Origin of the sequence: Bradyrhizobium sp. BTAi1, assembly GCF_000015165.1 — a bacterium.
GTDB lineage: Bacteria > Pseudomonadota > Alphaproteobacteria > Rhizobiales > Xanthobacteraceae > Bradyrhizobium > Bradyrhizobium denitrificans.
The window spans coordinates 7,112,734-7,138,930 of sequence record NC_009485.1 but is presented as its reverse complement, the minus strand read 5'-3'; the positions used below and the strand labels follow the sequence as shown (position 1 = coordinate 7,138,930).

Here is a 26,197-nt window from a genome sequence, read left to right as displayed (position 1 = left end):
CCTGTTGCTGCGGCCATTGTTGGCAGGACGAGATTTCTACTCGACCAATCGATAATATTCTATTTAAGGTTGTATTGCGTAGTTTGGATCTGTCAGCTTCTGGATATGAAGACTAAGTTAGGATCATCCCAAGTCGAAGCCGTCGCTTTTCTTAGAATGGCCGAGGAGAGAGCGCTCTTCGCAACTTGGGTGGGCTGTTCCGGTAGTAATTGGTTGGACTGCCGAGTCTACCCCCTTTGTCGTTGACGCTGAGGGGATGTCGATGAATCGCAACTTTGTTCCGGAGCGTCGTGCAGGCAATTCTGGCGATTCGATTTGGAGTCCTCTGTCTCGAATCCAGCGTTCCCTTTGGTTCTCGTATAAATTGTATCCTCACGCGCGGGGAACACACAATATAAGCTTCTGCGCGCGTATTTTCGGCGAGTTGGATCTGGCGCGCCTGCATAGGGTCTTGAACGTCCTGCGGCTCAAGCATCCAATGTTGTGCGTCCGGTTCATCGACGCGTTCGGTGAGCCGAAACAGACAATCGAGTGGGGAGCTGAGATCGCGGTTTCGCGGCGGGATGTGCGCGGAGTCGGCTCAGACGCACTTGAAGATATTCTGAGGGATGATTGGTGCAAGCCCTTCGATCTCGACGTGGCTCCGTTGGTCCGGGTCGTCGTCTACGATTGCGCCGAAGAAGAGGCAGTCATTCAGATCATCTGTGATCACCTCGTGTTCGATGGGTGGTCGATGTGGCGTCTGATTGCCGAGCTTGGCTCGATGTACGAGGCGGATGTCGGGAGCATCGAGGCGGTACCAAGTAACTCGATCGCCAAGAAGCCGGCGTACTTTGAATATGTTGAATGGCAGGAGCGTTGGTTAAAGAGCAGCGAATCGCGTCGCCAGCTCGAGTATTGGCGGGAGGCGCTCACTGAAGAGTTTCCTCCCCTCGATCTGCCGAAAGAAGCGGCTTCGAATGTAGATTTGTCCGACAGAGGCATCGTGCGAGTCACGATCGACCGCAACCTCACTTCAGCGCTGAATGAGCTTGCGCGGGTGACAGGCTCATCAATGTATGTCGTGCTGTTGACCGGATATTTCGCCTTCCTCCACCGGCTCACGGGCCAAGAGCGTGTTGCTGTCGGAACCATCATGCCCGGCCGAGGGCGTCGGAAGTGGGCGGATGTTGTTGGCACGTTTGTCAATCAGGTCGTCTTACGATCGGTGCTCACAGCAGAGATGGACGTGGCTGCACTCCTGCAGCAGGTACGTCGGCTTGCCCGACAGTCGATGATCAATCAGGAATATCCGTTCGCAGAATTGGTTGAGCGTCTCAATCCGTCGAGAGCATCTTCGCTTCAGCCTTATTGTCAGACCCTGTTCGCGATGCAGAACTCGCGAGGTGAGGATGGTTTGGCAGAGTTGATCGGCGGTGAGAGCGGCGCAGCGTCCGTGCCGTGGGGAGGATTGCGGCTGACTAGTTTCGGGCGCACGCCGATGGGGGCGGGGCGTGGGCCTAAGATCGAGTTGTTCGTAACGGCGATACCGGTCGATGACGAGATCTCTTGCTTCTTTGATTACGCATCAGAGATGTTCGATCAGGCTACGATCGAGCGATGGTCGCAGTACTGGGTGAATGTTCTTCAGGAAATGGTAGGTGACGGACGACGTCAGATCGTCCGGATTCCGTTGCAGCCGGACGCGGAGCGTCATCGTGTCCTGGTGGAGTGGAACGCGACGGCGGCGGATTATCCGCAGGATACATGCGTGCACGAGCTGTTCGAGGCGCAGGCCGAGCGGACGCCGGATGCGGTGGCGGTGGTGCATGAGGAGCGCCGGCTGAGCTATGCGGAGCTGAACACCCAGGCGAACCGGTTGGCGCATCATCTGCGCAAGCTCGGCGTGAAGCCGGACGATCGTGTTGCGATCTGCATCGAGCGCAGCCCGGAGATGATCGTGGGTCTGCTGGCGATCCTGAAGTCGGGCGGGGCCTATGTGCCGCTTGACCCGGCCTATCCGCCGGAGCGGCTGGCGTTCATGGTTCAGGACAGCGCGCCGGCGGCGCTGCTGGTGGGCGGCGGCGCGCTGGATGTGCTGCCGGTCGTGGAGGCCGAGCTTGCGGCCAGCGGCGTGCCGGTGCTCGACATCGGCGCGGATGCGGCGCAGTGGGCGGAGTCGCCCGCGCATAATCTGGAGCGGACCGAGACCGGACTTGCGCCTGATCATCTCGCTTATGTGATCTACACCTCCGGATCGACCGGTCAGCCCAAGGGGGTGATGGTCGAGCACCGCGGTCTCGCCAACCTGGTGCATTGGCACTGCGAGGTCTTCGCGCTGCGTCCGGGAACGCACAGCTCCTTGGTAGCTGGTTTGAGCTTTGACGCTTCGAGCTGGGAAGTGTGGCCGGCGCTGTGTTGCGGCGGCGTGCTGGTGGTGCCGCGGCCTGAGACGGCGCGGGATCCCGAAGCGCTGATGGCCTGGTGGCAGACGCAGCCGCTGGACGTGAGCTTCCTGCCGACACCGATGGCGGAGTTTGTGCTGTCGCAGGGGCTCGTGAACCGACATCTGCGTGTTCTGCTGACGGGGGGCGACCGTTTGCGGAAGCTGCCCAAGGCGCTGCCATTCGCGCTGGTCAACAATTACGGTCCCACGGAAACGACGGTGGTGGCCACGTCCGGTTTGCTCGGGGCTGATGAGGCGGTGCTGCATATCGGCCGTCCGATTTCGAACACGCAGATCTACATCCTGGATGAGCATGGCGAGCCGGCGCCGATCGGTGTCGCGGGCGAGATCTACATCGGCGGAGCCGGCGTTGCGCGGGGCTATCTGAACCGTCCCGAGCTGACGGCGGAGCGGTTCGTGGAGGACCAGTTCTCGGGCGAGGCCGGAGCGCGGCTGTACCGGACCGGGGATCTCGGGCGCTGGCTTAGCGACGGGACGATCGCCTATCTCGGGCGCAATGACTTCCAGGTGAAGATCCGCGGCTTCCGGATCGAGCTCGGCGAGATCGAGGCGCGGCTGTCGGAGCATGCGGGTGTGCGCGATGTCGCGGTGATCGCGCGGGAGGATGCTCCGGGCGACCAGCGCCTGGTGGCCTACTATGTGAGCGACGCGGCGATCGGAGCGGAGGAGCTGCGGGGCCATCTTGCGGCGCGGCTGCCGGACTACATGGTGCCGTCGGCCTATGTGCATCTGGAGCGCCTGCCGCTGACGCCGAACGGCAAGCTGGACCGCAAGGCGCTGCCGGCGCCGGAGGGCGCTGCGTTTGCTGTGCAGGCCTACGAGCCGCCGCAGGGCGAGACCGAGGCGGCGCTCGCCCGGATCTGGGCGGAACTGCTCGGTGTCGAGCGGATCGGTCGCCACGACAACTTCTTCGCGCTCGGTGGGCACTCGCTGCTGGCGGTGACCTTGGTGGAGCGGATGCGGCGAGCGGGGATCGCGGCTGACATCCGCACCTTGTTCGCGACGCCGAGCCTTGCGGCGCTGGCGGCGGCGGGCGGGGGTGGCGCGGTCATGGTGACCGTACCAGCCAACCTGATCCCTGCGGGCTGCGAGCGGATCACGCCGGAGATGCTGCCGCTGGTGACGCTGAGCCAGGCGGAGATCGATCGCATCGCGGCTGCGGTGCCGGGCGGCTGTGCCAACATCCAGGACATCTATCCGCTGGCGCCGCTGCAGGAAGGCATCCTGTTCCATCATCTGCTGGGGGGAGAGGGCGACGTCTATCTGTTGTCCGGCTTACTGGGCTTTGACAGCCGGGCGCGGCTGGACGGTTTCCTGGCGGCGTTCGATGCGGTGATCGGCCGTCACGACATCCTGCGGACGGCGGTGCTGTGGGAGGAGCTGCCGGAGCCGGTGCAGGTGGTGCTGCGGCATGCGCCGCTGCCGGTGGAAGAGGTCTTGCTCGATCCGGCTGGCGACGACGGGGTAGCGCAACTGCAAGCGCGGTTCGATCCCCGGCATGACCGGTTGGATGTGCGTCAGGCGCCGCTGCTGCGGGTCGTGATCGCGCGTGATCCGCAGAGCGGAGGCTGGCTGCTGCTGCTGCAGTTCCATCATCTGGTGATGGACCATACCACGCTGGAGATCGTGCTGGAGGAGATCCAGGCGCATCTCGCGGGAGAGGAAGCGTCGCTTGCGGCGCCGCTGCCGTTCCGGAGTTTTGTGGCGCAGGCGCGGCTGGGCGTGAGCCGTGAGCAGCACGAGACGTTCTTCCGCGAGATGCTGGGCAAGGTCGAGGAGCCGACCGCGCCGTTCGGGCTGCTGGACGTGCAGGGCGACGGGTCTGAGATCGCGGAGGCACATCTCGAACTGGCGCCTGAGCTTGCGGAGCGGCTGCGGTCGCAGGCGCGCGCGCTGGGGGTGAGCATGGCGAGCCTGTTCCATGTGGCGTTCGCGCAGGTGCTGGCGCGGAGCTGCGGGCGCAGCGAGGTGGTGTTCGGCACGGTGCTGTTCGGGCGGCTGCAGGGCGGCGAAGGGGTGGACCGTGCGCTCGGCCTGTTCATCAACACGCTGCCGCTGCGGGTAGAGGTCGGCGAGCAGGGCGTTGCGGCGGGCGTGCGCGAGGTGCAGCGGCATCTTGCGGAGCTGCTGCGTCACGAGCATGCGCCGCTGGCGCTGGTACAGCGCTGCAGCGGGGTAGCCGCGCCGGCGCCGCTGTTCTCGGCACTGCTGAACTACCGGCACAGTGCGGCGGGCGGCGTCGCGGAGCAGGCTCAGTGGGAGGGGATCGAGGTCCTTCACGCGGAGGAGCGGACGAACTATCCGCTGGCGCTGTCGGTGGACGATCTGGGGGCTGGCTTTGCGCTGACGGCGCAGGTGGCGGCACCGGTCGCGGCGGAGCGGATCTGTGCGTTCATGGCGACGGCGCTGGAGGGGCTGGTCGAGGCGCTGGAGCGGACGCCGGAGCGGCCGCTGCGGCAGATCGACGTGCTGCCCGAAGCGGAGCGTCATCGTGTCCTGGTGGAGTGGAACGCGACGGCTGCGGACTATCCGCAGGATGTGTGCGTGCACGAGCTGTTCGAGGCGCAGGCCGAGCGGACGCCGGATGCGGTGGCGGTGGTGCATGAGGAGCGCCGGCTGAGCTATGCGGAGCTGAACACCCAGGCGAACCGGCTGGCGCATCATCTGCGCAAGCTCGGCGTGAAGCCGGACGATCGTGTTGCGATCTGCATCGCGCGCAGCCCGGAGATGATCGTGGGTCTGCTGGCGATCCTGAAGGCGGGCGGGGCCTATGTGCCGCTCGATCCGGCCTATCCGCCGGAGCGGCTGGCGTTCATGGTTCGGGACAGCGCGCCGGTGGCGCTGCTGGTGGGCGGCGGCGCGCTGGATGTGCTGCCGGTCGTGGAGGCCGAGCTTGCGGCCAGCGGCGTGCCGGTGCTCGACATCGGCGTGGATGCGGCGCAATGGGCGGAGGCGCCGGCGCGCAATCCGGCGCGGAGCGAGGTCGGGCTCGCGGCGAGCCATCTCGCTTATGTGATCTACACCTCTGGATCCACCGGCACGCCCAAGGGCGCGATGAACGGTCATCGCGCGGTGGTGAACCGCCTGCTGTGGATGCAGGACGCCTACGCTCTCGATGGTGGCGATGCGGTGCTACAGAAGACGCCGTTCAGCTTCGACGTGTCGGTGTGGGAGTTCTTCTGGCCATTGCTCGCGGGAGCGCGGCTGGTGATGGCGCGGCCGGAGGGCCACAAGGATCCAGCCTATCTGGTGGAGGTGATCCGGCGGGAGCGGATCACGACGCTGCACTTCGTGCCATCGATGCTGCAGATATTCGTGGAGTATGCGGAGGCCGGTAGCTGCACGAGCGTGAAGCGGGTGATGTGCAGCGGCGAGGCGCTGTCCCCGGTCTTGGCGGCGAGGTTGCTGGAGCGGCTTGAAGGAACAGAGCTGCATAACCTTTACGGTCCGACGGAAGCTGCGGTGGACGTGACGGCGTGGCGCTGTGCAAAGGAAGCGTCGGATGCGAGCGTTCCAATCGGCCGTCCGATCTCGAACACGCAGATCTACATCCTGGATCAGCATGGCGATCCCGTGCCGATCGGTGTTGCGGGCGAGATCCATATCGGTGGCGTCCAGGTGGGGCGGGGCTATCTGAACCGTCCTGAGCTGACGGCGGAGCGGTTCGTGGAGGACCGGTTTTCGGGCGAGGCGGGAGCGCGGCTATATCGGACCGGGGATCTCGGGCGGTGGCTTGGCGACGGAACGATCGCCTATCTCGGGCGCAACGACTTCCAGGTGAAGATCCGCGGCTTCCGGATCGAGCTCGGGGAGATCGAGGCGCGGCTGTCGGAGCATGCGGCTGTGCGCGATGCCGCGGTGATCGCGCGGGAGGATGCTCCGGGCGACCAGCGCCTGGTGGCCTACTATGTGAGCGACGCGGCGATCGGAGCGGAGGAGCTGCGGGGCCATCTTGCGGCGCGGCTGCCGGACTACATGGTGCCGTCGGCCTATGTGCATCTGGAGCGCCTGCCGCTGACGCCGAACGGCAAGCTGGACCGCAAGGCGCTGCCGGCGCCGGAGGGCGCTGCGTTTGCGGTGCAGGCCTACGAGCCGCCGCAAGGCGAGACCGAGGCGGCGATCGCCCGGATCTGGGCGGAACTGCTCGGTGTCGAGCGGATCGGTCGTCACGACAATTTCTTCGCGCTCGGCGGACACTCGCTGCTGGCGGTGACCTTGGTGGAGCGGATGCGGCGGGCGGGGATCGCGGCCGACATCCGCACCCTGTTCGCGACGCCGAGCCTTGCGGCGCTGGCGGCGGCGGGCGGTGGTGGCGCGGCCACGGTTGCGGTGCCGGCCAACCTGATCCCGGCGGGCTGCGGGCGGATCACGCCGGAGATGCTGCCGCTGGTGACGCTGAGCCAGGCGGAGATCGATCGCATCGTGGCTGCGGTGCCGGGTGGCTGTGCCAACATCCAGGACATCTATCCGCTGGCGCCGCTGCAGGAAGGCATCCTGTTCCATCACCTGCTGGGGGGAGAGGGCGACGTCTATCTGTTGTCCGGCTTGCTCGGATTCGACAGCCGGGCGCGGCTGGACGGTTTCCTGGCGGCGTTCGATGCGGTGATCGGCCGTCACGACATCCTGCGGACGGCGGTGCTGTGGGAGGAGCTGCCGGAGCCGGTGCAGGTGGTGTTGCGGCATGCGCCGCTGCCGGTGGAAGAGGTCGAGCTCGATGTGGGCGGCGGGGACGGGGCGGCGCAGCTGCGCGCGCGTTTTGATGCGCGGCACGATCGGCTGGATGTGCGGCGAGCGCCGCTGTTGCGGGTCGTGATCGCGCATGATCCGCGGAGCGGAGGCTGGCTGCTGCTGCTGCAGTTCCATCATCTGGTGATGGACCATACCACGCTGGAGATCGTGCTGGAGGAGATCCAGGCGCATCTCGCGGGAGAGGAAGTGTCGCTTGCGGCGCCGCTGCCGTTCCGGAGTTTTGTGGCGCAGGCGCGGCTGGGCGTGAGCCGTGAGCAGCACGAGACGTTCTTCCGCGGGATGCTGGGCAAGGTCGAGGAGCCGACCGCGCCGTTCGGACTGCTGGACGTGCAGGGCGACGGGGCGGGGGTTGAAGAGGCACATCTCGGGCTGGCGCCTGATCTTGCGGAGCGGCTGCGATCACTGGCGCGGGCACTGGGTGTGAGCGCGGCGAGCCTGTTCCATGTGGCGTTTGCGCAGCTGCTTGCGCGCAGCTGTGGACGCAGCGATGTGGTGTTCGGCACCGTGCTGTTCGGGCGGCTGCAGGGCGGCGAAGGGGTGGACCGTGCGCTCGGCCTGTTCATCAACACGCTGCCGCTGCGGGTGGAGGTCGGCGAGCAGGGCGTTGCAGCGAGCGTGCGCGAGGTGCAGCGGCATCTTGCGGAACTGCTGCGTCATGAGCATGCGCCGCTGGCGCTGGCACAGCGTTGCAGCGGGGTGGCGGCCCCGGCGCCGCTGTTCTCGGCGCTGCTGAACTACCGGCACAGTGTGGCGGGTGGCGTCGCGGAGCAGGCTCAGTGGGAGGGGATCGAGGTCCTTCACGCGGAGGAGCGGACGAACTATCCGCTGACGCTGTCGGTGGACGATCTGGGCGCGGGCTTCAGGCTGACAGCGCAGGTGGCGGCATCGGTCGCGGCGGAGCGGATCTGTGCGTTCATGGCGACGGCGCTGGAGGGACTGGTCGAGGCGCTGGAGCGGACACCGGAGCGGCCGCTGCGGCAGATCGACGTGCTGCCCGAAGCGGAGCGTCATCGCGTCCTGGTGGAGTGGAACGCGACGGCGGCGGCCTATCCGCAGGATGTGTGCGTGCACGAGCTGTTCGAGGCGCAGGCGGAGCGGACGCCGGATGCGGTGGCGGTGGTGCATGAGGAGCGCCGGCTGAGCTATGCGGAGCTGAACACCCAGGCGAACCGGTTGGCGCATCATCTGCGCGGACTTGGTGTCAAGCCCGATGACCGTGTTGCGATCTGCATCGCGCGCAGCCCGGAGATGATCGTGGGTCTGCTGGCGATCCTGAAGGCGGGCGGGGCCTATGTGCCGCTGGACCCGGCCTATCCGCCTGAGCGGCTGGCGTTCATGGTTCGGGACAGCGCGCCGGCGGCGCTGCTGGTGGGCGGCGGCGCGCAGGCGGCGCTGTCGGTTGTTAAGGCCGAGCTAGCGGCCGCCCGTATGCCGGTGGTCGATATCGGCGCGGATGCGGCGCAATGGGCGGAGGCGCCGGCGCGCAATCCGGCGCGGAGCGAGGTCGGTCTCACGCCGGACCATCTCGCTTATGTGATCCACACATCCGGATCGACCGGTCAGCCCAAGGGGGTCGCCGTTGAACATGGCAATGTCGTCAACTTCATCGCGTGGGCTGCACCGGCCTTTGTCGGTGAGGCCTTGGCGCGGACCTTGTCGTCGACCTCGCTGAATTTCGATATCTCGATCTGTGAATGGTTTGTCCCCCTGACGGTCGGCGGAGCGGTCGATGTCGTGCGGAACGTGCTTGAGCTGACGAAGCAGTCGAACGTGACATTTCTCAATACCGTTCCGTCCGCACTGGATGCGCTGTTGAAGAACGAGAGTTTTCCAGAGACGGTACGGACGGTCAATGTTGGGGGCGAGCCGCTAAAACGATCATTGGCAGAGCAACTGTTCGCAACGACGCAGGTGGAGCTGCTACGCAATCTATATGGTCCGACGGAGACGACGGTCTATTCAACCTCGGTGTTGATGCGTCGTGGCGAGCCATTCGCTGCGCATATCGGTCGACCGATTTCGAACACGCAGATCTACATCCTGGATGAGCATGGCGAGCCGGCACCGATCGGTGTTGCCGGCGAGATCTACATCGGCGGGGCGGGCGTTGCGCGGGGCTATCTGAACCGTCCCGCGCTGACGGCGGAGCGGTTCGTGGAGGACCGGTTCTCGGGCGAGGCGGGCGCGCTGCTGTACCGGACCGGGGATCTCGGGCGGTGGCTTGGCGACGGGACGATCGCCTATCTCGGGCGCAACGACTTCCAGGTGAAGATCCGCGGCTTTCGGATCGAGCTCGGGGAGATCGAGGCGCGGCTGTCGGAGCATGCGGATGTGCGCGATGCCGCGGTGATCGCGCGTGAGGATGTCGCGGGCGACAAGCGCCTGGTGGCCTACTATGTGAGCGACGCGGCGATCGGAGCCGAGGAGCTGCGGGGCCATCTTGCGGCGCGGCTGCCGGACTACATGGTGCCGTCGGCCTATGTGCATCTTCAGCGCCTGCCGCTGACGCTGAACGGCAAGCTGGACCGCAAGGCGCTGCCGGCGCCGGAGGGGGCTGCGTTTGCGGTGCAGGCCTACGAGCCGCCGCAGGGCAAGATCGAGGAAGAGTTGGCTCGTATATGGGAGGAGCTGCTGGGCGTGGCGCGCGTCGGGCGCCACGACAACTTCTTCGCGCTCGGCGGTCATTCGCTGCTGGCGGTGACCTTGGTGGAGCGGATGCGGCGGGCGGGGATCGCGGCCGACATCCGCACCTTGTTCGCGACGCCGAGCCTTGCGGCGCTGGCGGCCGCAGGCGGTGGTGGCGCGGCCACGGTGACCGTACCAGCCAACCTGATCCCTGCGGGCTGCGAGCGGATCACGCCGGAGATGCTGCCGCTGGTGACGCTGAGCCAGGCGGAGATCGATCGCATCGCGGCTGCGGTGCCCGGCGGCTGTGCCAACATCCAGGACATCTATCCGCTGGCGCCGCTGCAGGAAGGCATCCTGTTCCACCATCTGCTGGGCGGGGAGGGGGACGTCTATCTGTTGTCCGGCTTGCTCGGATTCGACAGCCGGGCGCGGCTGGACGGTTTCCTGGCGGCGTTCGATGCGGTGATCGGCCGTCACGACATCCTGCGGACGGCGGTGCTGTGGGAGGAGCTGCCGGAGCCGGTGCAGGTGGTGCTGCGGCATGCGCCGCTGCCGGTGGAAGAGGTCGAGCTGGATGCGGGCGGCGGGGACGGAGCGGCGCAGCTGCGCGCGCGGTTCGATCACCGGCACGATCGGCTGGATGTGCGGCGAGCGCCGCTGTTGCGGGTTGTGATCGCGCATGATCCGCGGAGCGGAGGCTGGCTGCTGCTGCTGCAGTTCCATCATCTGGTGATGGACCATACCACGCTGGAGATCGTGCTGGAGGAGATCCAGGCGCATCTCGCGGGAGAGGAAGCGTCGCTTGCGGCGCCGCTGCCGTTCCGGAGTTTTGTGGCGCAGGCGCGGCTGGGCGTGAGCCGTGAGCAGCACGAGACGTTCTTCCGCGGGATGCTGGGCAAGGTCGAGGAGCCGACGGCGCCGTTCGGACTGCTGGACGTGCAGGGCGACGGGGCGGGGGTTGAAGAGGCACATCTCGAACTGGCGCCTGATCTTGCGGAGCGGCTGCGATCACTGGCGCGGGCACTGGGTGTGAGCGCGGCGAGCCTGTTCCATGTGGCGTTTGCGCAACTGCTGGCGCGCAGCTGTGGACGCGGCGATGTGGTGTTCGGCACGGTGCTGTTCGGGCGGCTGCAGGGCGGCGGGGGGGCGGACCGTGCGCTCGGCCTGTTCATCAACACGCTGCCGCTGCGGGTGGAGGTCGGCGGGCAGGGCGTTGCGGCGAGCGTGCGCGAGGTGCAGCGGCATCTTGCGGAGCTGCTGCGTCACGAGCATGCACCGCTGGCGCTGGCACAGCGCTGCAGCGGGGTGGCGGCCCCGGCGCCGCTGTTCTCGGCGCTGTTGAACTACCGGCACAGCGGAGAGCGCTCGGGCGGGGGAAGCCTGTTGTTTCCGGAGGGGATCGAGCTACTTGGCGGCGAGGGGCGGACGAACTATCCGCTGACGGTGTCGGTGGACGATCTGGGCGCGGGCTTTGCGCTGACGGCGCAGGTGGTGGCACCGGTCGCGGCGGAGCGGATCTGTGCGTTCATGGCGACGGCGCTGGAGGGGCTGGTCGAGGCGCTGGAGCGGACGCCGGAGCGGCCGTTCCGGCAGATCGACGTGCTGCCGGAAGCGGAGCGTCGTCGTGTCCTGGTGGAGTGGAATGCGACGGCTGCGGATTATCCGCAGGATGTGTGCGTGCACGAGCTGTTCGAGGCGCAGGCGGAGCGGACGCCGGATGCGGTCGCGGTGGTGCATGACAAGCGCCGGCTGAGCTATGCGGAGCTGAACACCGAGGCGAACCGGCTGGCGCATCATCTGCGCAAGCTCGGCGTCAGGCCGGATGACCGTGTTGCGATCTGTATCGAGCGTTCGATCGAACTTGTCGCTGCGGAGCTGGCGATCCTCAAATGCGGCGCAGCCTATGTGCCGCTGGATCGCGACGTCCCGGCGGAACGATTGGCGTTCATGATCAAGGATTGCGAAGCATCCCTCGTGTTGATGGCACGAGGCGCGGTGCTGCCGGAAGGGCTTGAGGCCCACAGGATCGATATCGAGGATGTCCTGCGAGGTGCCGGAGACGCCTCCAATCCTGGCTTGTCGCGGGACAGCGGCAGTGATGCCTACATCATGTACACGTCGGGCTCCACGGGAACGCCCAAGGGAGTGGTGATTCCGCATCGAGCGATCGGGCGGCTGGTGATCAACAACGGCTATGCGGACTTCAATGCGTCGGATCGCGTTGCTTTTGCCGCCAATCCTGCGTTTGACGCGACGACGATGGAGGTATGGGGGCCGCTGTTGAACGGCGGATGCGTCGTGGTGATCGACCAGGCGTCGGTGCTGGAGCCCGAGCGGCTGGTCAGCGTCATGGAGCGGGACGGGGTCACGGTTCTGTGGCTCACGGCGGGTCTGTTCCAGCAGTATGCGGAGCTGCTCGGTGGCGTCTTCCGGCGACTGCGTTATCTGTTGGTGGGCGGCGACGTGCTGGATCCACGGAGCATCCGTCATGTTCTCCGGCACAGTCGTCCGCAACATCTGCTGAATGGCTACGGCCCGACGGAGACGACGACGTTTGCCATTACGCATGAGATCACCGAGGTCGACGAACGTGCGAGCAGCATTCCACTTGGCCGTCCGATCTCGAACACGCGGATCTACATTCTTGACGCGTATGGCGATCCTGTGCCGATCGGTGTTGCGGGCGAGATCTACATCGGCGGAGCCGGCGTTGCGCGGGGCTATCTGAACCGTCCCGAGCTGACGGCGGAGCGGTTCGTGGAGGACCGGTTTTCGGGAGAAGCCGGAGCGCGGCTATATCGGACCGGGGATCTCGGGCGCTGGCTTGAAGACGGAACGATCGCGTATCTCGGGCGCAATGACTTCCAGGTGAAGATCCGCGGTTTCCGGATCGAGCTCGGAGAGATCGAGGCGCGGCTGTCGGAGCATGCGGATGTGCGCGATGCCGCGGTGATCGCGCGGGAGGATGTCGCGGGCGACAAGCGCTTGGTGGCCTACTATGTGAGCGACGCGGCGATCGGAGCCGAGGAACTGCGGGGCCATCTTGCGGCGCGGCTGCCGGACTACATGGTGCCGTCGGCCTATGTGCATCTTCAGCGCCTGCCGCTGACGCCGAACGGCAAGCTGGACCGCAAGGCGCTGCCGGCGCCGGAGGGCGCTGCGTTTGCGGTGCAGGCCTACGAGCCGCCGCAAGGCGAGACCGAGGCGGCGATCGCCCGGATCTGGGCGGAGCTGCTCGGTGTCGAGCGGATCGGGCGCCACGACAATTTCTTCGCGCTCGGTGGGCACTCGCTGCTGGCGGTGACCTTGGTGGAGCGGATGCGGCGGGCGGGGATCGCGGCGGATATCCGCACCTTGTTCGCGACGCCGAGCCTTGCGGCGCTGGCGGCAGCAGGCGGTGGTGGCGCGGCCACGGTGACCGTACCAGCCAACCTGATCCCGGCGGGCTGCGGGCGGATCACGCCGGAGATGCTGCCGCTGGTGACGCTGAGCAAGGCGGAGATCGATCGCATCGCGGCTGCGGTGCCGGGCGGCTGTGCCAACATCCAGGACATCTATCCGCTGGCGCCGCTGCAGGAAGGCATCCTGTTCCACCATCTGCTGGGGGGAGAGGGGGACGTCTATCTGTTGTCCGGCTTGCTCGGATTTGACAGCCGGGCGCGGCTGGACGGCTTCCTGGCGGCGTTCGATGCGGTGATCGGCCGTCACGACATCCTGCGGACGGCGGTGCTGTGGGAGGAGCTGCCGGAGCCGGTGCAGGTGGTGCTGCGGCATGCGCCGCTGCCGGTGGAAGAGGTCGAGCTCGATGTGGGCGGCGGGGACGGAGCGGCGCAGCTGCGCGCGCGTTTCGATGCGCGGCACGATCGGCTGGATGTGCGGCGAGCGCCGCTGCTGCGGGTCGTGATCGCGCATGATCCGCGGAGCGGAGGCTGGCTGCTGCTGCTGCAGTTCCATCATCTGGTGATGGACCATACCACGCTGGAGATCGTGCTGGAGGAGATCCAGGCGCATCTCGCGGGAGAGGAAGCGTCGCTTGCGGCGCCGCTGCCGTTCCGGAGTTTTGTGGCGCAGGCGCGGCTGGGCGTGAGCCGTGAGCAGCACGAGGCGTTCTTCCGCGAGATGCTGGGCAAGGTCGAGGAGCCGACGGCGCCGTTCGGGCTGCTGGACGTGCAGGGCGACGGGGCGGGGGTTGAAGAGGCACATCTCGAACTGGCGCCTGAGCTTGCGGAGCGGCTGCGGTCGCAGGCGCGCGCGCTGGGTGTGAGTGCGGCGAGCCTGTTCCATGTGGCGTTTGCGCAGCTGCTGGCGCGCAGCTGTGGACGCAGCGAGGTGGTGTTCGGCACCGTGCTGTTCGGGCGGCTGCAGGGCGGCGAAGGGGTGGACCGTGCGCTCGGCCTGTTCATCAACACGCTGCCGCTGCGGGTGGAGGTCGGCGAGCAGGGCGTTGCGGCGAGCGTGCGCGAGGTGCAGCGGCATCTTGCGGAACTGCTGCGTCACGAGCATGCACCGCTGGCGCTGGCACAGCGCTGCAGCGGGGTAGCCGCGCCGGCGCCGCTGTTCTCGGCACTGCTGAACTACCGGCACAGTGCGGCGGGCGGCGCTGCGGAGCAGGCTCAGTGGGAGGGGATCGAGGTCCTTCACGCGGAGGAGCGGACGAACTATCCGCTGGCGCTGTCGGTGGACGATCTGGGGGCTGGCTTTGCGCTGACGGCGCAGGTGGCGGCACCGGTCGCGGCGGAGCGGATTTGTGCGTTCATGGCGACGGCGCTGGAGGGGCTGGTCGAGGCGCTGGAGCGGACGCCGGAGCGGCCGCTGCGGCAGATCGACGTGCTGCCCGAAGCGGAGCGTCATCGTGTCCTGGTGGAGTGGAACGCGACGGCGGCGGCCTATCCGCAGGATGTGTGCGTGCACGAGCTGTTCGAGGCGCAGGCCGAGCGGACGCCGGATGCGGTGGCGGTGGTGCATGAAGACGAACGGCTGAGCTATGCGGAGCTGAACACCCAGGCGAACCGGCTGGCGCATCATCTGCGCAAGCTCGGCGTCAGGCCGGACGACCGGGTGGCGATCTGTATCGAGCGTTCGATCGAACTTGTCGCTGCGGAGCTGGCGATCCTCAAATGCGGCGCAGCCTATGTGCCGCTGGATCGCGACGTCCCGGCGGAACGATTGGCGTTCATGATCAAGGATTGCGAAGCATCCCTCGTGTTGATGGCACGAGGCGCGGTGCTGCCGGAAGGGCTTGAGGCCCACAGGATCGATATCGAGGATGTCCTGCGAGGTGCCGGAGACGCCTCCAATCCTGGCTTGTCGCGGGACAGCGGCAGTGATGCCTACATCATGTACACGTCGGGCTCCACGGGAACGCCCAAGGGAGTGGTGATTCCGCATCGAGCGATCGGGCGGCTGGTGATCAACAACGGCTATGCGGACTTCAATGCGTCGGATCGCGTTGCTTTTGCCGCCAATCCTGCGTTTGACGCGACGACGATGGAGGTATGGGGGCCGCTGTTGAACGGCGGATGCGTCGTGGTGATCGACCAGGCGTCGGTGCTGGAGCCCGAGCGGCTGGTCAGCGTCATGGAGCGGGACGGGGTCACGGTTCTGTGGCTCACGGCGGGTCTGTTCCAGCAGTATGCGGAGCTGCTCGGTGGCGTCTTCCGGCGACTGCGTTATCTGTTGGTGGGCGGCGACGTGCTGGATCCACGGAGCATCCGTCATGTTCTCCGGCACAGTCGTCCGCAACATCTGCTGAATGGCTACGGCCCGACGGAGACGACGACGTTTGCCATTACGCATGAGATCACCGAGGTCGACGAACGTGCGAGCAGCATTCCACTGGGCCGTCCGATCTCGAACACGCGGATCTACATTCTTGACGCGTATGGCGATCCTGTGCCGATCGGTGTTGCGGGCGAGATCTACATCGGCGGAGCGGGCGTTGCGCGCGGCTATCTGAACCGTCCCGAGCTGACGGCGGAGCGGTTCGTGGAGGACCGGTTCTCTGGCGAGGCGGGAGCGCGGCTGTACCGGACCGGGGATCTCGGGCGGTGGCTTGGCGACGGGACGATCGCCTATCTCGGTCGCAACGACTTCCAGGTGAAGATCCGCGGCTTCCGGATCGAACTCGGCGAGATCGAGGCGCGGCTGTCGGAGCATGCGGATGTGCGCGATGTCGCGGTGATCGCGCGGGAGGATGTCGCGGGCGACAAGCGCCTGGTGGCCTACTATGTGAGCGACGCGGCGATCGGAGCGGAGGAGCTGCGGGGCCATCTTGCGGCGCGGCTGCCGGACTACATGGTGCCGTCGGCCTATGTGCATCTCGAGCGCCTGCCGCTGACGCCGAACGGCAAGCTGGACCGCAAGGCGCTGCCGGCGCCGGAGGGGGCTGCGTTTGCGGTGCAGGCCTACGAGCCGCCGCAAGGCGAGACCGAGGCGGCGATCGCCCGGATCTGGGCGGAACTGCTCGGTGTCGAGCGGATCGGTCGTCACGACAATTTCTTCGCGCTCGGCGGACACTCGCTGCTGGCGGTGACCTTGGTGGAGCGGATGCGGCGGGCGGGGATCGCGGCCGACATCCGCACCCTGTTCGCGACGCCGAGCCTTGCGGCGCTGGCGGCGGCGGGCGGTGGTGGCGCGGCCACGGTTGCGGTGCCGGCCAACCTGATCCCGGCGGGCTGCGGGCGGATCACGCCGGAGATGCTGCCGCTGGTGACGCTGAGCCAGGCGGAGATCGATCGCATCGTGGCTGCGGTGCCGGGTGGCTGTGCCAACATCCAGGACATCTATCCGCTGGCGCCGCTGCAGGAAGGCATCCTGTTCCATCACCTGCTGGGGGGAGAGGGCGACGTCTATCTGTTGTCCGGCTTGCTCGGATTCGACAGCCGGGCGCGGCTGGACGGTTTCCTGGCGGCGTTCGATGCGGTGATCGGCCGTCACGACATCCTGCGGACGGCGGTGCTGTGGGAGGAGCTGCCGGAGCCGGTGCAGGTGGTGTTGCGGCATGCGCCGCTGCCGGTGGAAGAGGTCGAGCTCGATGTGGGCGGCGGGGACGGGGCGGCGCAGCTGCGCGCGCGTTTTGATGCGCGGCACGATCGGCTGGATGTGCGGCGAGCGCCGCTGTTGCGGGTCGTGATCGCGCATGATCCGCGGAGCGGAGGCTGGCTGCTGCTGCTGCAGTTCCATCATCTGGTGATGGACCATACCACGCTGGAGATCGTGCTGGAGGAGATCCAGGCGCATCTCGCGGGAGAGGAAGTGTCGCTTGCGGCGCCGCTGCCGTTCCGGAGTTTTGTGGCGCAGGCGCGGCTGGGCGTGAGCCGTGAGCAGCACGAGACGTTCTTCCGCGGGATGCTGGGCAAGGTCGAGGAGCCGACCGCGCCGTTCGGACTGCTGGACGTGCAGGGCGACGGGGCGGGGGTTGAAGAGGCACATCTCGGGCTGGCGCCTGATCTTGCGGAGCGGCTGCGATCACTGGCGCGGGCACTGGGTGTGAGCGCGGCGAGCCTGTTCCATGTGGCGTTTGCGCAGCTGCTTGCGCGCAGCTGTGGACGCAGCGAGGTGGTGTTCGGCACCGTGCTGTTCGGGCGGCTGCAGGGCGGCGAAGGGGTGGACCGTGCGCTCGGCCTGTTCATCAACACGCTGCCGCTGCGGGTGGAGGTCGGCGAGCAGGGCGTTGCAGCGAGCGTGCGCGAGGTGCAGCGGCATCTTGCGGAACTGCTGCGTCATGAGCATGCGCCGCTGGCGCTGGCACAGCGTTGCAGCGGGGTGGCGGCCCCGGCGCCGCTGTTCTCGGCGCTGCTGAACTACCGGCACAGTGTGGCGGGTGGCGTCGCGGAGCAGGCTCAGTGGGAGGGGATCGAGGTCCTTCACTCGGAGGAGCGGACGAACTATCCGCTGACGCTGTCGGTGGACGATCTGGGCGCGGGCTTCAGGCTGACAGCGCAGGTGGCGGCATCGGTCGCGGCGGAGCGGATCTGTGCGTTCATGGCGACGGCGCTGGAGGGGCTGGTCGAGGCGCTGGAGCGGACGCCGGAGCGGCCGCTGCGGCAGATCGACGTGCTGCCCGAAGCGGAGCGTCATCGCGTCCTGGTGGAGTGGAACGCGACGGCGGCGGCCTATCCGCAGGATGTGTGCGTGCACGAGCTGTTCGAGGCGCAGGCGGAGCGGACGCCGGATGCGGTGGCGGTGGTGCATGAGGAGCGCCGGCTGAGCTATGCGGAGCTGAACACCCAGGCGAACCGGTTGGCGCATCATCTGCGCGGACTTGGTGTCAAGCCCGATGACCGTGTTGCGATCTGCATCGCGCGCAGCCCGGAGATGATCGTGGGTCTGCTGGCGATCCTGAAGGCGGGCGGGGCCTATGTGCCGCTGGACCCGGCCTATCCGCCTGAGCGGCTGGCGTTCATGGTTCGGGACAGCGCGCCGGCGGCGCTGCTGGTGGGCGGCGGCGCGCAGGCGGCGCTGTCGGTTGTTAAGGCCGAGCTAGCGGCCGCCCGTATGCCGGTGGTCGATATCGGCGCGGATGCGGCGCAATGGGCGGAGGCGCCGGCGCGCAATCCGGCGCGGAGCGAGGTCGGTCTCACGCCGGACCATCTCGCTTATGTGATCCACACATCCGGATCGACCGGTCAGCCCAAGGGGGTCGCCGTTGAACATGGCAATGTCGTCAACTTCATCGCGTGGGCTGCACCGGCCTTTGTCGGTGAGGCCTTGGCGCGGACCTTGTCGTCGACCTCGCTGAATTTCGATATCTCGATCTGTGAATGGTTTGTCCCCCTGACGGTCGGCGGAGCGGTCGATGTCGTGCGGAACGTGCTTGAGCTGACGAAGCAGTCGAACGTGACATTTCTCAATACCGTTCCGTCCGCACTGGATGCGCTGTTGAAGAACGAGAGTTTTCCAGAGACGGTACGGACGGTCAATGTTGGGGGCGAGCCGCTAAAACGATCATTGGCAGAGCAACTGTTCGCAACGACGCAGGTGGAGCTGCTACGCAATCTATATGGTCCGACGGAGACGACGGTCTATTCAACCTCGGTGTTGATGCGTCGTGGCGAGCCATTCGCTGCGCATATCGGTCGACCGATTTCGAACACGCAGATCTACATCCTGGATGAGCATGGCGAGCCGGCACCGATCGGTGTTGCCGGCGAGATCTACATCGGCGGGGCGGGCGTTGCGCGGGGCTATCTGAACCGTCCCGCGCTGACGGCGGAGCGGTTCGTGGAGGACCGGTTCTCGGGCGAGGCGGGCGCGCTGCTGTACCGGACCGGGGATCTCGGGCGGTGGCTTGGCGACGGGACGATCGCCTATCTCGGGCGCAACGACTTCCAGGTGAAGATCCGCGGCTTTCGGATCGAGCTCGGGGAGATCGAGGCGCGGCTGTCGGAGCATGCGGATGTGCGCGATGCCGCGGTGATCGCGCGTGAGGATGTCGCGGGCGACAAGCGCCTGGTGGCCTACTATGTGAGCGACGCGGCGATCGGAGCCGAGGAGCTGCGGGGCCATCTTGCGGCGCGGCTGCCGGACTACATGGTGCCGTCGGCCTATGTGCATCTTCAGCGCCTGCCGCTGACGCTGAACGGCAAGCTGGACCGCAAGGCGCTGCCGGCGCCGGAGGGGGCTGCGTTTGCTGTGCAGGCCTACGAGCCGCCGCAGGGCAAGATCGAGGAAGAGTTGGCTCGTATATGGGAGGAGCTGCTGGGCGTGGCGCGCGTCGGGCGCCACGACAACTTCTTCGCGCTCGGCGGGCACTCGCTGCTGGCGGTGCAGTTAGTGTCGCGCCTGCGGCAGGCTCTGGGTGTGGAGCTAGCGCTGGCCGTATTGTTTGCACGCCCAGTGATCTCGGAGCTGGCGGCCAGCCTTGCGGGGGCGGCGCGCAGCACGCTGCCGGAGATCACGCCAGCGGGACGTGAGGGGGCGCTGCCATTATCGTTTGCGCAGCAGCGGCTGTGGTTCTTGTCTCGCTTCGAGGAAGCGAGCACGGCCTATCACATTGCCGGTGGATTGCGGCTGATCGGGCGGTTGGAGCGAGAGGCTCTGGTGCGGGCGCTGGACCGGATCGTGGCGCGGCACGAGGCGCTGCGAACGGTGTTCGTGCAAGGTGATGATGGCATGCCGGTGCAGCGGATTGCTGCGGCGGCGGGCTTTGCCTTGAGCGCGCACGACCTATGTGGCGCGGCGGAAGCGGCAGGCGAGTTGCAGCGACTGGTGGCTGTGGAAGCGACAGCGTCATTCCATCTTGAGCGTGGTCCGCTGATCCGAGGCCGGCTGGTGCGGCTGGCGTCGGACGAGCACGTGTTGCTGTTGACGATGCATCACATCGTCTCGGACGGCTGGTCGATGGGGGTGCTGACGCGCGAACTTGGTGCGCTGTATCGGGCGTTTGCGCACGGCGAGGCAGATCCTCTGCCGCCGCTCGCGATCCAATATGGGGACTATGCGGTCTGGCAGCGGCGCTGGCTGTCGAGCGAAGTTCTGGCGCGCCGGGGGGCGTATTGGAAGGAGGCGTTGTCGGGCGCGCCTGCGCTTCTGGAACTGCCCTGGGACCGGCCGCGTCCGGCGGAGCAGGACCATGCCGGGGCCGTGGTGCCGATCCGGTTGGATGCGAGGCTGACCGAGGCATTGAAGGCGCTGAGCCATCGTCACAGCACGACATTGTACATGACGCTGCTGGCAGGCTGGGCGGCGCTGCTGTCGCGGCTGTCGGGGCAGAAGGATGTGGTGATCGGTAGCCCGGTTGCGAACCGTGGACGAGCCGAGATCGACGGGCTGATCGGGTTCTTCGTGAACACGTTGGCGGTGCGCGTCGATCTGTCCGGCCCGCCGTCGGTGAGTGAGCTTCTGGCACGGGTGAAGGCGCAGACGGTGGCGGCGCAGGAGCACCAGGATCTGCCGTTCGAGCAGGTGGTTGAACTGGTGCAGCCGTCGCGGAGCCTGAGTCACGCGCCGCTGTTCCAGGCGGTGCTGGTCTGGCAGAACCTGCCGGCAGGACGTCTTGACCTTGGGGAGTTGCGGCTGGAAGCGGTGGAGGTGCCGCGTGTGAGCGCGCAGTTCGACCTGACGCTGAGCCTGGCTGAGACAGGTGGGACGATCAGCGGCGGGCTGGAATATGCGACCGCGCTGTTCGATCGCGGGACGATCGAGCGCTGGGTCGGGTACTTTGTCCGGCTGCTGGAAGGCATGGTGGCGGACGAGCATGCGGAGGTGGATCGTCTGCCGCTGCAGGGCGAGGCGGAGCGTCATCGCGTCCTGGTGGAGTGGAACGCGACGGCGGCGGATTATCCGCAGGATGTGTGCGTGCACGAGTTGTTCGAGGCGCAGGCGGAGCGGACGCCGGATGCGGTGGCGGTGGTGCATGAGGAGCGCCGGCTGAGCTATGCGGAGCTGAACACCCAGGCGAACCGGCTGGCGCATCATCTGCGCAAGCTCGGCGTCAAGCCGGATGACCGTGTTGCGATCTGCATCGCGCGCAGCCCGGAGATGATCGTAGGTCTGCTGGCGATCCTGAAGGCGGGCGGGGCCTATGTGCCGCTGGATCCGGCCTATCCGCCGGAGCGGCTGGCGTTCATGCTGCAGGACAGCGCGCCGGTGGCGCTGCTGGTGGGCGGCAGCGCGCAGGCAGCGTTGTCGGTGGTGGAGGCCGAGCTTGCGGCCAGCGGCGTGCCGGTGCTCGACATCGGCGCGGATGCGGCGCAGTGGGCGGAGGCGCCCGCGCGCAATCCGGCGCGGAGCGAGGTCGGTCTCACGCCGGACCATCTGGCTTATGTGATCTACACCTCTGGATCCACCGGCACGCCCAAGGGCGCGATGAACGGTCATCGCGCGGTGGTGAACCGCCTGCTGTGGATGCAGGACGCCTACGCTCTCGATGGTGGCGATGCGGTGCTACAGAAGACGCCGTTCAGCTTCGATGTGTCGGTGTGGGAGTTCTTCTGGCCGTTGCTCGCGGGAGCGCGGCTGGTGATGGCGCGGCCGGAGGGCCACAAGGATCCAGCCTATCTGGTGGAGGTGATCCGGCGGGAGCGGATCACGACGCTGCACTTCGTGCCATCGATGCTGCAGATATTCGTGGAGTATGCGGAGGCCGGTAGCTGCACGAGCGTGAAGCGGGTGATGTGCAGCGGCGAGGCGCTGTCCCCGGTCTTGGCGGCGAGGTTGCTGGAGCGGCTTGAAGGAACAGAGCTGCATAACCTTTACGGTCCGACGGAAGCTGCGGTGGACGTGACGGCGTGGCGCTGTGCAAAGGAAGCGTCGGATGCGAGCGTTCCAATCGGCCGTCCGATCTCGAACACGCAGATCTACATCCTGGATCAGCATGGCGATCCCGTGCCGATCGGTGTTGCGGGCGAGATCCATATCGGTGGCGTCCAGGTGGGGCGGGGCTATCTGAACCGTCCTGAGCTGACGGCGGAGCGGTTCGTGGAGGACCGGTTTTCGGGAGAAGCCGGAGCGCGGCTATATCGGACCGGGGATCTCGGGCGCTGGCTTGAAGACGGAACGATCGCGTATCTCGGGCGCAACGACTTCCAGGTGAAGATCCGCGGCTTCCGGATCGAGCTCGGAGAGATCGAGGCGCGGCTGTCGGAGCATGCGGATGTGCGCGATGCCGCGGTGATCGCGCGGGAGGATGTCGCGGGCGACAAGCGCCTGGTGGCCTACTATGTGAGCGACGCGGCGATCGGGGCGGAGGAGCTGCGGGGCCATCTTGCGGCGCGGCTGCCGGACTACATGGTGCCGTCGGCCTATGTGCATCTTCAGCGTCTGCCGCTGACGCCGAACGGCAAGCTGGACCGCAAGGCGCTGCCGGCGCCGGAGGGGGCTGCGTTTGCTGTGCAGGCCTACGAGCCGCCGCAGGGCGAGACCGAGATGGCGATCGCCCGGATCTGGGCGGAGCTGCTCGGTGTCGAGCGGATCGGGCGCCACGACAATTTCTTCGCGCTCGGTGGGCACTCGCTGCTGGCGGTGACCTTGGTGGAGCGGATGCGGCGGGCGGGGATCGCGGCTGATATCCGCACCCTGTTCGCGACGCCGAGCCTTGCGGCGCTGGCGGCGGCGGGCGGGGGTGGCGCGGTCATGGTGACCGTACCAGCCAACCTGATCCCTGCGGGCTGCGGGCGGATCACGCCGGAGATGCTGCCGCTGGTGACGCTGAGCCAGGCGGAGATCGATCGCATCGTGGCTGCGGTGCCGGGTGGCTGTGCCAACATCCAGGACATCTATCCGCTGGCGCCGCTGCAGGAAGGCATCCTGTTCCATCACCTGCTGGGGGGAGAGGGGGACGTCTATCTGTTGTCCGGCTTGCTCGGATTCGACAGCCGGGCGCGGCTGGACGGCTTCCTGGCGGCGTTCGATGCGGTGATCGGCCGTCACGACATCCTGCGGACGGCGGTGCTGTGGGAGGAGCTGCCGGAGCCGGTGCAGGTGGTGCTGCGGCATGCGCCGCTGCCGGTGGAAGAGGTCGAGCTCGATGTGGGCGGCGGGGACGGGGCGGCGCAGCTGCGCGCGCGTTTCGATGCGCGGCACGATCGGCTGGATGTGCGTCAGGCGCCGCTGCTGCGGGTCGTGATCGCGCATGATCCGCGGAGCGGAGGCTGGCTGCTGCTGCTGCAGTTCCATCATCTGGTGATGGACCATACCACGCTGGAGATCGTGCTGGAGGAGATCGCGTCGCATCTCCGTGGCGAGGCGGAGCGGCTTGCGGCACCGCTGCCGTTCCGGAGTTTTGTGGCGCAGGCGCGGCTGGGCGTGAGCCGTGAGCAGCACGAGACGTTCTTCCGCGAGATGCTGGGCAAGGTCGAGGAGCCGACCGCGCCGTTCGGGCTGCTGGACGTGCAGGGCGACGGGTCTGAGATCGCGGAGGCACATCTCGAACTGGCGCCTGAGCTTGCGGAGCGGCTGCGGTCGCAGGCGCGCGCGCTGGGTGTGAGCGCGGCGAGCCTGTTCCATGTGGCGTTTGCGCAACTGCTGGCGCGCAGCTGTGGACGCAGCGATGTGGTGTTCGGCACCGTGCTGTTCGGGCGGCTGCAGGGCGGCGAAGGGGTGGACCGTGCGCTCGGCCTGTTCATCAACACGCTGCCGCTGCGGGTGGAGGTCGGCGAGCAGGGTGTTGCAGCGAGCGTGCGCGAGGTGCAGCGGCATCTTGCGGAACTGCTGCGTCATGAGCATGCGCCGCTGGCGCTGGCACAGCGTTGCAGCGGGGTGGCGGCCCCGGCGCCGCTGTTCTCGGCACTGCTGAACTACCGGCACAGCGCGGTGGACGGATCTGCGGATCGCAGGGCGTGGGAGGGGATCGAGGTCCTGTACGCGGAGGAGCGGACGAACTATCCGCTGACGCTGTCGGTGGACGATCTGGGCGCGGGCTTTGCGCTGACGGCGCAGGTGGCGGCATCGGTCGCGGCGGCGCGGGTCTGTGCGTTCATGGCGACGGCGCTGGAGGGGCTGGTCGAGGCGCTGGAGCGGACACCGGAGCGGCCGCTGCGGCAGATCGACGTGCTGCCCGAAGCGGAGCGTCATCGCGTCCTGGTGGAGTGGAACGCGACGGCCGCGGACTATCCGCAGGATGTGTGCGTGCACGAGCTGTTCGAGGCGCAGGCCGAGCGGACGCCGGATGCGGTGGCGGTGGTGCATGAGGAGCGCCGGCTGAGCTATGCGGAGCTGAACACCCAGGCGAACCGGCTGGCGCATCATCTGCGCAAGCTCGGCGTCAGGCCGGATGACCGTGTTGCGATCTGCATCGCGCGCAGCCCGGAGATGATCGTGGGTCTGCTGGCGATCCTGAAGGCGGGCGGGGCCTATGTGCCGCTGGACCCGGCCTATCCGCCGGAGCGGCTGGCGTTCATGGTTCGGGACAGCGCGCCGGTGGCGCTGCTGGTGGGCGGCGGCGCGCTGGATGTGCTGCCGGTGGTGCAGGCCGAGCTTGCGGCCGCCCGTATGCCGGTGGTCGACATCGGCGCGGATGCGGCGCAATGGGCGGAGGCGCCCGCGTGCAATCCGGAGCGGAGCGAGGTAGGCCTCAAGGCGAGCCATCTCGCTTACGTGATCTACACCTCCGGATCCACCGGCCAGCCCAAGGGGGTGATGGTCGAGCATCGCAGTCTCGCCAATCTGGTTCATTGGCACTGCGCCGCGTTCAATCTCCAGGCAGAGACGCGCAGCTCCCTGGTGGCTGGTTCAGGATTTGATGCCGCGACTTGGGAAACCTGGCCTCCGCTTTGCTGCGGCGGAACGCTTGCCGTGCCACGGCCGGAGATCGCGCGGGACCCGGAAGCGCTGCTGGCCTGGTGGCAGACGCAGCCGCTGGACGTCAGCTTCCTGCCGACACCCATAGCGGAGTTCGCCTTCTCACAAGGAGCCACAAATCCACATCTTCGAGTTTTGCTCACGGGCGGCGACCGTTTGCGCAAATGTCCGAAAGACCTGCCATTCGCGCTGGTGAACAATTACGGTCCCACGGAAACGACGGTGGTGGCCACGTCCGGTTTGCTCGGGGCTGACGAGGCGGTGCTGCATATCGGCCGTCCGATCTCGAACACGCAGATCTACATTCTTGACGCGTATGGCGAGCCGGCGCCGATCGGTGTTGCCGGCGAGATCTACATCGGCGGGGCGGGCGTTGCGCGGGGCTATCTGAACCGTCCCGAGCTGACGGCGGAGCGGTTCGTGGAGGACCGGTTCTCCGGCGAGGCGGGAGCGCGGCTGTACCGGACCGGGGATCTCGGGCGGTGGCTTGGCGACGGAACGATCGCCTATCTCGGTCGCAACGACTTCCAGGTGAAGATCCGCGGCTTCCGGATCGAGCTCGGGGAGATCGAGGCGCGGCTGTCGGAGCATGCGGCTGTGCGCGATGTCGCGGTGATCGCGCGGGAGGACGGTCCGGGCGACAAGCGTCTTGTGGCCTATTATGTGAGCGACGCGGCGATCGGAGCGGAGGAGCTGCGGGGCCATCTTGCGGCGCGGCTGCCGGACTACATGGTGCCGTCGGCCTATGTGCATCTTCAGCGCTTGCCGCTGACGCCGAACGGCAAGCTGGACCGCAAGGCGCTGCCGGCGCCGGAGGGGGATGCGTTTGCGGTGCAGGCCTACGAGCCGCCGCAGGGCGAGACCGAGGCGGCGATCGCCCGGATCTGGTCGGAGCTGCTCGGTGTCGAGCGGATCGGTCGTCACGACAACTTCTTCGCGCTCGGCGGGCACTCACTGCTGGCGGTCATGTTGGTCGTCCGGCTCAGGAGAAGCCTTGATGTAGAGCTACCTCTGTCCGAAATCTTCTTAAACGACGGGCTAAGCCAATTGGCCGATAGAGTTGTGAATGCACAACTCGCTCAGTTCGACCAAACCGAACTGACAGTGCTCTTCCAGGATGAAGTGAGTTGCTAA

General features: G+C 67.1%; 1 protein-coding gene. It reads left to right on the top strand.

Annotation, left to right across the window (positions count from 1 at the left end):
• The first annotated feature begins 256 nt into the window (after nt 1-256).
• Nucleotides 257-26,197 carry a non-ribosomal peptide synthetase gene (locus BBTA_RS41480; RefSeq protein ID WP_012046639.1) on the top strand — a complete coding sequence of 8,647 codons (25,941 nt, stop codon included), beginning with the start codon at nt 257-259 and terminating at the stop codon, nt 26,195-26,197.

Bases quoted from the DNA above. Each gene is read 5' to 3' on its own strand.
- BBTA_RS41480 (WP_012046639.1), top strand. From the start codon at position 257: ATGTCGATGAATCGCAACTTTGTTCCGGAGCGTCGTGCAGGCAATTCT.